1 protein-coding gene is annotated in these 7,664 nt (G+C 73.9%); it reads left to right on the top strand.

Features of this window, described 5'->3' with window-relative positions; genetic code table 11:
* Positions 1–7,637, top strand: a 7,637-nt coding sequence (locus tag ACH4TL_RS44805) for a type I polyketide synthase (RefSeq protein ID WP_398425498.1), incomplete at its 5' end; no start/stop codon positions are given.
* Positions 7,638–7,664 lie beyond the last annotated feature (27 nt).

Raw genomic sequence — 7,664 nt, forward strand, 5'->3', positions numbered from 1 at the left:
TGCGGGAGGTGATGTGGGGCGGGGAGCCGGAGGTGCTGGATCGGACCGGGTTTGCGCAGCCCGCGTTGTTCGCGGTGGAGGTGGCGCTGTTCCGGTTGGTCGAGTCGTGGGGTGTGGTGCCGGATTATGTGGCCGGGCATTCGATCGGCGAGGTCGCGGCGGCGCATGTGGCGGGGGTGTTCTCGCTGGGGGATGCCTGCCGTCTGGTGGCGGCTCGGGCGCGGTTGATGGATGTGCTGCCGGTCGGTGGGGCGATGGTGGCGGTCGAGGCGGCCGAGGATGAGGTGGCGCCGCTGCTGACCGGACGGGTGTCGGTCGCGGCGGTGAACGGTCCGGGGTCGGTGGTGGTGTCCGGGGATGAGGGTGCCGTCCTCGAAATCGGGGCCCATTTCTCGGAGCTGGGCAGGCGGACGAGCCGTTTGCGGGTGTCGCATGCGTTCCACTCGCCTTTGATGGACCCGATGTTGGACGAGTTCCGCCGGGTGGCCGGGGAGCTGGAGTTCCGTGAGCCGCGGCTGGCGGTGGTGTCGAACCTGACCGGCACGCTCGCCACGGCCGGTGAGCTGTGCTCGCCGGAGTACTGGGTCCGGCACGTCCGGGAGACGGTCCGCTTCGCCGACGGTGTCCGGGCCCTGCACGACGCGGGCGTGGGCGCGTACGTCGAACTCGGCCCCGACGGGGGGCTCTCCGCCGCGACGGGGCAGCTGGTCGAAGGCCCGCTGGTGGTGCCGGTGCTGCGCCGCGACCACGGTGAGGAAACCGCGCTGGTGACCGCCCTGTCCCGGCTGCATGTGCACGGCACTTCCATCGACTGGCGCGCCTTCTTCGCCGGGACGGGTGCGGGATGCGTCAGCCTGCCGACGTACGCCTTCCAGCGTCGGCATTTCTGGCCCGAACCGGCGACGCCGAGCGCGTCGGCCGACCCGGTGGACGCCGAGTTCTGGTCGGCGGTGGAGAGCGAGGACCCGGAGGCGCTGGCCGCGACGCTCGGCCTCGACGGCGAAGCGGCGACGGCGATGGCCCCGGCGCTGTCGGCGCTCTCGTCGTGGAACCGCCGCAGGCGCGAGGTCGCGGTCGCGGATGGCTGGCAGTATCGGGTGAGCTGGGTACCGGTGCCGGTGCCGGTGCCGGACGTGGTCGCCGATCAGCCGGGTCGGTGGCTCGTGCTCGCGGAGGCGGGCGACCCTTGGGCTTCCGCCGCCGTCGATGCCCTGGGTGGTGACGCGCCGGATGCTGAGGCCGTCTGCGTGGTCCGCCGGGTGTCCGACGCCGACCGTACGGACTTCACCGGTGTGGTCTCGCTGCTTTCGTCCGAACCCGGTCCGCTGGAGCTGCTGGATGCGCTGGCGGAGGCCGGGATCGCCGCGCCGCTGTGGTGCGTTACGCGGGGCGCCGTGAAGACGGGCCCCGATGACCGTGTCGATGACGCCCGCCAGGCGGCGGTGTGGGGTGCGGGGCGGGTGGCCGCGCTCGAGCGGCCCGAACGGTGGGGTGGCGTGATCGACTTGGCCGAGGCGCCGGATGCGCGGTTCGCCGCGCTGCTCGGCTACGCCTCCGCCGGACCTCTTGCGCTGCCCGCACCGGAGGACGAGCTCGCGGTGCGGCCCTCCGGGGTGTTCGCGCGGCGCCTCGTCCGGGCCACGGCGCCCGCCGGGAGCTGGACCCCGTCCGGCACCGCGCTCGTCGTCGGCACCGGACCGATGGGCGTCCGGGTCGCCCGCTGGCTGGCCCGGGAGGGCGCCGGGCATCTCGTCCTCATCGGGCGCGACACAGCCGGCCTGACGGATGCGGATCTCGCGGCCGAGTGGGGAACCCCGGTCACCGTACTGGCCTGCGACACCGCCGATCGCGACGAGCTGGAGGCCGTACTCGCCGTCCTCCCGGCCGGTGAGCTGACCGCCGTCGTGCACGCCGAAGAACCCGTGGGTGCCACGCTCTCCGAAGCGCTCGTCGGGGTGACGAACCTCGACGATCTGCTCGCCGACCGGGAGTTGGACGCGTTCGTGCTGTTCAGCTCGGTCGCCGGAGTGTGGGGTGTACGGGGCCGAGGCGCCGAGGCGGCCACGGGGGCCGTTCTGGAAGCCATGGCGCAGCGGCGCCGCGACCGTGGCATGGCCGCGCTGTGCCTCGCGTGGGGCGCGTGGGCGGAGGTCACCGAGCGGTCGATGACCGGCCACCTCCGGGCGAGCGGGCTGCCCGTGCTGGACACGGAGGTGGCGCTCGCGGCCCTCGGCCGTGCGGTCGCGGGCGGCGAGGCATCGCTGACCGTGGCCGACGTGGAGTGGGACAGCTTCGCGCCCGCTTTCACCGCGGCTCGGCCCGGCGCGCTGCTGGCCGGCCTGCCGGAGGCGCGCGCGGCGCTCGACGCCGCGCTACGGGACCGCGAGACCGCGGACATCGCAGGGATCACAGGGATCGCGGGCACCGAGGGATCCGCCGCGACCGAGCTTCGGGGCAGGCTGCTCGGCCTGCCCGAAACCGAGCGATTCGGTGAACTGCTCGCCGTGGTGCGGGAGAAGAGCGCCCTGGTGCTGGGGCACGCCGACGCCGGTGCCGTCGAGGCCGATCTGCCGTTCCGGGACCTCGGGTTCGACTCGCTGACCGCCGTCGACCTGCGCGGCCAGCTCGCCAGGGCGACCGGACTGAGCGTTCCCGCCACCGCCGTATTCGACTTCCCGACCCCGAACGAACTGGCCGACCACCTGCTGGCCACCCTGCTCGGCGAGCGGACCGTCCCGGCAGCCCCGGCTGTCCCGGCGGCGCTGTCCGCCCGTACGGCCGACGATCCGATCGCGATCGTCGGCATGAGCTGCCGCTTCCCCGGTGGGGTGCGGTCGCCGGAAGACCTCTGGGAACTCGTCGTGGCCGGCACCGACGCCGTCGGAGACATGCCGGTGGACCGGGGCTGGGACTTCGACGCCCTTCTGAACGGCGGTACGGGAGGCAACGGCGGAAGCGTCACCCGCAGTGGCGGCTTCCTGCACGACGCGGCCGACTTCGACCCCGGCTTCTTCGGGATCTCTCCGCACGAGGCCCTGGTGATGGACCCGCAGCAGCGCCTCGTACTCGAATCGGCCTGGGAAGCCCTGGAGCGGGCGGGGATCGACCCGGCCGCGCTGCGCGGGACCGACGCCGGAGCGTTCGTCGGCGGCGGCAGCGGCGACTACCGCCTGCCCGAGCACCTCGGCCGGTGGGAGACCGCGCAGTCGGCGAGCCTCCTCTCCGGCAGGCTGGCGTACACCTTCGGGCTGCAGGGCCCCACCGTCTCGGTGGACACCGCCTGCTCGTCGTCGCTGGTCGCCCTCCACCTGGCCGCGCAGGCGCTGCGGTCGGGGGAGTGCTCGGTGGCTTTGGCCGGCGGTGTGACCGTGATGGCGACCCCGGTCGGTTTCGTGGAGTTCAGCGCACAGGGTGCGCTCTCGCCCGACGGCCGCTGCAAGGCGTTCTCCGAGGACGCCGACGGTACGGGCTGGGCCGAGGGCGTGGGCATGCTGGTGATCGAACGCCTCTCGGACGCGCGCCGCAGCGGTCACCCCGTGCTCGCCGTGCTCCGTGGCTCGGCGATCAACCAGGACGGTGCGTCCAACGGCCTCACCGCGCCGAACGGGCCGTCGCAGCAGCGGGTGATCCAGCGCGCGCTGGCCGGCGCCGGACTCTCGCCCGCCGACATCGACGCGGTGGAGGCACACGGCACGGGCACCTCGCTGGGCGATCCGATCGAGGCGCAGGCCCTGCTGGCAACCTACGGGCAGGACCGGAAGCGTCCGCTGCTGCTCGGTTCCCTGAAGTCCAACATCGGGCACACCCAGGCCGCCTCGGGCGCGGCGGGGGTGATCAAGATGGTGCAGGCGATGCGGCACGGCCTGCTGCCGAAGACCCTGCACGCGGAGACGCCTTCGTCCCATGTGGACTGGAGCGCCGGTGCGGTCCGGCTGCTGACCGAACCGGCCCAGTGGCCGGACTCCGGCCGCCCGCGCCGGGCGGGCATCTCCTCCTTCGGCGCCAGCGGAACGAACGCGCACGTGATTCTTGAGCAGGCACCGCCGGCCGAGGACCCCGTGCGACCGTCTCCCGCCGACGGTGAGATCGTTCCGGTCCTGTTGTCCGCCAGGACGCCGGACGCCCTGCGGGCGCAGGCACGACGCCTGTTCGCCCACGCCGAAGCGCGGCCCGAGCTCGGGTTCGCCGACGTGGCCTACTCGCTGGCCACCACCCGCTCGCTGTTCGAGCACCGGGCCGCGCTGCTGGCCACCGACCGAAGCGAGCTGCTGGCCGCGCTGGCCGCCCTCGCCGACGGCGAAGACGGCCCGCGCATCCTCCGCGCGGACGCGCCACGCCCCGGGAAGCTGGCGTTCCTGTTCTCCGGGCAGGGCAGCCAGCGGCTGGGTATGGGGCGGGAGTTGTACGGGCGTTTCCCGGTGTTCGCGGAGGCGCTGGACGCCGTACTGGCACGACTCGACCCCGCACTGCGGGAGGTGATGTGGGGCGGGGAGCCGGAGGTGCTGGATCGGACCGGGTTTGCGCAGCCCGCGTTGTTCGCGGTGGAGGTGGCGCTGTTCCGGTTGGTCGAGTCGTGGGGTGTGGTGCCGGATTATGTGGCCGGGCATTCGATCGGCGAGGTCGCGGCGGCGCATGTGGCGGGGGTGTTCTCGTTGGAGGATGCCTGCCGTCTGGTGGCGGCTCGGGCGCGGTTGATGGATGTGCTGCCGGTCGGTGGGGCGATGGTGGCGGTGCAGGCGGCGGAGGATGAGGTGGCGCCGCTGCTGAGTGAACGGGTGTCGGTCGCGGCGGTGAACGGTCCGGGGTCGGTGGTGGTGTCCGGGGACGAGGACGCCGTCCTGGCGATCGGAGCCCACTTCTCGGAGCGGGGCCGGCGGACTACGCGGCTGCGGGTGTCGCACGCGTTCCACTCGCCGCTGATGGATCCGATGTTGGACGAGTTCCGGCGGGTGGCCGGGGAGCTGGAATTCCGTGAGCCGCGGCTGACCGTGGTGTCGAACCTGACGGGTACGCTCGCCACCGCCGATGAGCTGTGCTCGCCGGAGTACTGGGTCCGGCACGTGCGCCAGGCCGTCCGCTTCGCCGACGGGGTACGCGCCCTGGCGGACCGCAAGGTCACGGCGCTACTGGAACTCGGCCCGGGCAACGTACTGCTGGGCATGGCCCGCGACACACTGCCCGACGATGCTGCGACGGTGCCGACGCTGCCCCCGGAGCGGCCGGAGCAGGCGTCCGTCGCGGCGGCCCTGGCCCGGTTGCGGCTGCGCGGTGTCACCGTCGACTGGCCGGCGTACTTCGCGGGCGCCGCGCGGCAGGTGGACCTGCCGACCTACGCCTTCCAACACGAACGGTTCTGGCCGGACGCCACGCCCGCGCCCGCGACCCGTACGAGCGAACGGGACGGGGCAGGCCAGGCGGACGACGCCTTCTGGTCCGCCGTCGAGGGCGAGGACTTCGCCTCGCTCGAAGCGGCGCTGAACGTCGAGGGCGACGCGCTGTCGCGGGTGCTGCCCGCGCTGCTGGACTGGCGCAGGCAGCGCCAGGAGGAGTCCACGGTGAACGGCTGGCGCCACCGCATCGTCTGGAAGCCGGTCTCCGGTGCTCCCGCCGACACCCCGACGGGGACGTGGCTCGCCGTCCTCCCTGCCGCCTACGCCGATGATCCGTGGGTCACTGCGACCCTGGACGCCCTGGGCACCGATGTGGTGCGCGTGCCGGTCACGGCGTACGACCGCGAGAAGCTGGCGGCCCGCCTCCGTGACCACGCCGACGCGCCTTCCGATGCCTACGCCGGTGTGCTCTCGCTGCTGGCACTGGACGAAGCGGATTCCGGCACCGGTGTCCCGTCCGGCACGGTCGGCACCGCGACGCTCGTGCAAGCGCTGGGCGACGCCGGTATCACCGCCCCGCTGTGGTGCGTCACGCGCGGTGCGGTGTCGGTCGGGCGCTCGGATGCCGTGACCGGGCCGGTGCAGGCGGCCGTCTGGGGCCTGGGCCGGGTCGTCGCGCTGGAGTACCCGGACCGCTGGGGTGGCCTGATCGACCTCCCGGGCGAACTCGACGAGCGGGCCGCCGCCGGATTCGCCGCCGTGCTGGCCGGATGGGACGGCGAGGACCAGGTAGCGGTCCGCAAGAGCGCGGTCTTCGGCCGCAGGCTGATCCCGTCCCCCGACGGCCGGTCCACCGAACAGCCCGACCGGCACGGCGCCGCGCCTGCCGGCACGGGGGCCTGGGAGCCGACCGGCACGGTCCTGATCACCGGTGGCACCGGTGCGCTCGGCGGGCAGGTCGCCCGGTGTCTCGCCCGCGCGGGTGCGCCGCATCTGTTGCTCGTCGGGCGACGGGGCTCGCAGGCGCCGGGGATGGGCGCATTGTGCGAGGAACTGGCCGCGCTCGGGACACGGGTCACCGTCGCCGCCTGCGATGTCGCCGACCGGGCGCAGCTGACCGCGCTGCTGGAGGGCGTTCCGGCCGAGCACCCGCTGACCGGGGTGGTGCACGCCGCCGGTGTGCTGGACGACGGCGTGCTCGACCGGTTGACCCCGGAGCGGTTCGGGACCGTGTTCCGGTCCAAGGTCACCTCCGCGTTTCTGCTCGACGAGCTGACACGAGGGGCGGACCTGTCGGTGTTCGCGCTGTTCTCCTCCGCGTCCGCCGTCGTGGGCAACCCCGGTCAGGCGAACTACGCGGCGGCGAACGCCGTGCTGGACGCCCTGGCCGAGCAGCGGCGGGCGCATGGCCTGCCCGCGACCTCGATCGCCTGGGGTGCCTGGGGCGGTGGCGGCACGGCGGGGAAGGCCGAGGCCGAAGAGGCGGCCCGCCGGGCGGGGGTCCACGCGATGGACCCGGAGCTGGCGAGCGAGGCGCTGCGCCGGCTGGTGACGGAAGCGGAGCCCACCGCGCTGGTCGCCGAGATCGCCCCGGAACGGTTCGCCCAGGCGTACAGCGGGGTCCGGCCGAGCGCGCTGCTCCGGGAACTGCCGGGCTACCAGGAACTGGTGGCCGCCCGCGGCGAACCCGCGGAATCCGCGGGCGACGCGCTGCGGGAGCGGCTGGTGAGGCTTCCCGCGGGCAGGCGCCTGGAGGCCGTGCTCGACCTGGTCCGCACCCGATCCGCGTACGTACTCGGCTACCGGGACACCGACGCGGTCGGCGCCGAGCGGCCGTTCCGGGACCTCGGGGTGGACTCCCTCGGCGCCGTCGAACTGCGCAACCAGCTCGGTGCCGCGACCGGCCTGAGCCTGGCGGCGACGCTGGTGTTCGACTACCCGACGCCCCTGGCGCTGGCCGAGCACATCACCGGACGGCTGGCGCCCGACGGCTCCGGGGCCGGGGCCTCGGCCGCCGAGGCCACCGAATCGGCCGAGGACGCGGAGATCCGGTCGGTGCTCGCCTCGGTGCCGGTCGGCCGACTCCGCGAGATCGGTCTGCTGGAGCCGCTGCTCCAGCTGGCGGGCGGCGGGACCGGGGCCGGGGCATCGGACGCCGAGCCGGATGAGGAGTCCATCGACGCGATGGCTCTGGACGACCTGGTACGAGCCGCCCTCCAAGGACAACCCGACGGTGAGTCACGCCGAGGACCCGACGACGGCGCGTTCCCCGACGACGAGTCACCCGAACGACGGAGGCAGTCATGAGCACGCCCAGCGAGCAGGTCGTCCAGG

It is taken from the genome of Streptomyces sp. NPDC021115 (assembly GCF_044333065.1).
Classification (GTDB): Bacteria; Actinomycetota; Actinomycetes; order Streptomycetales; family Streptomycetaceae; genus Streptomyces.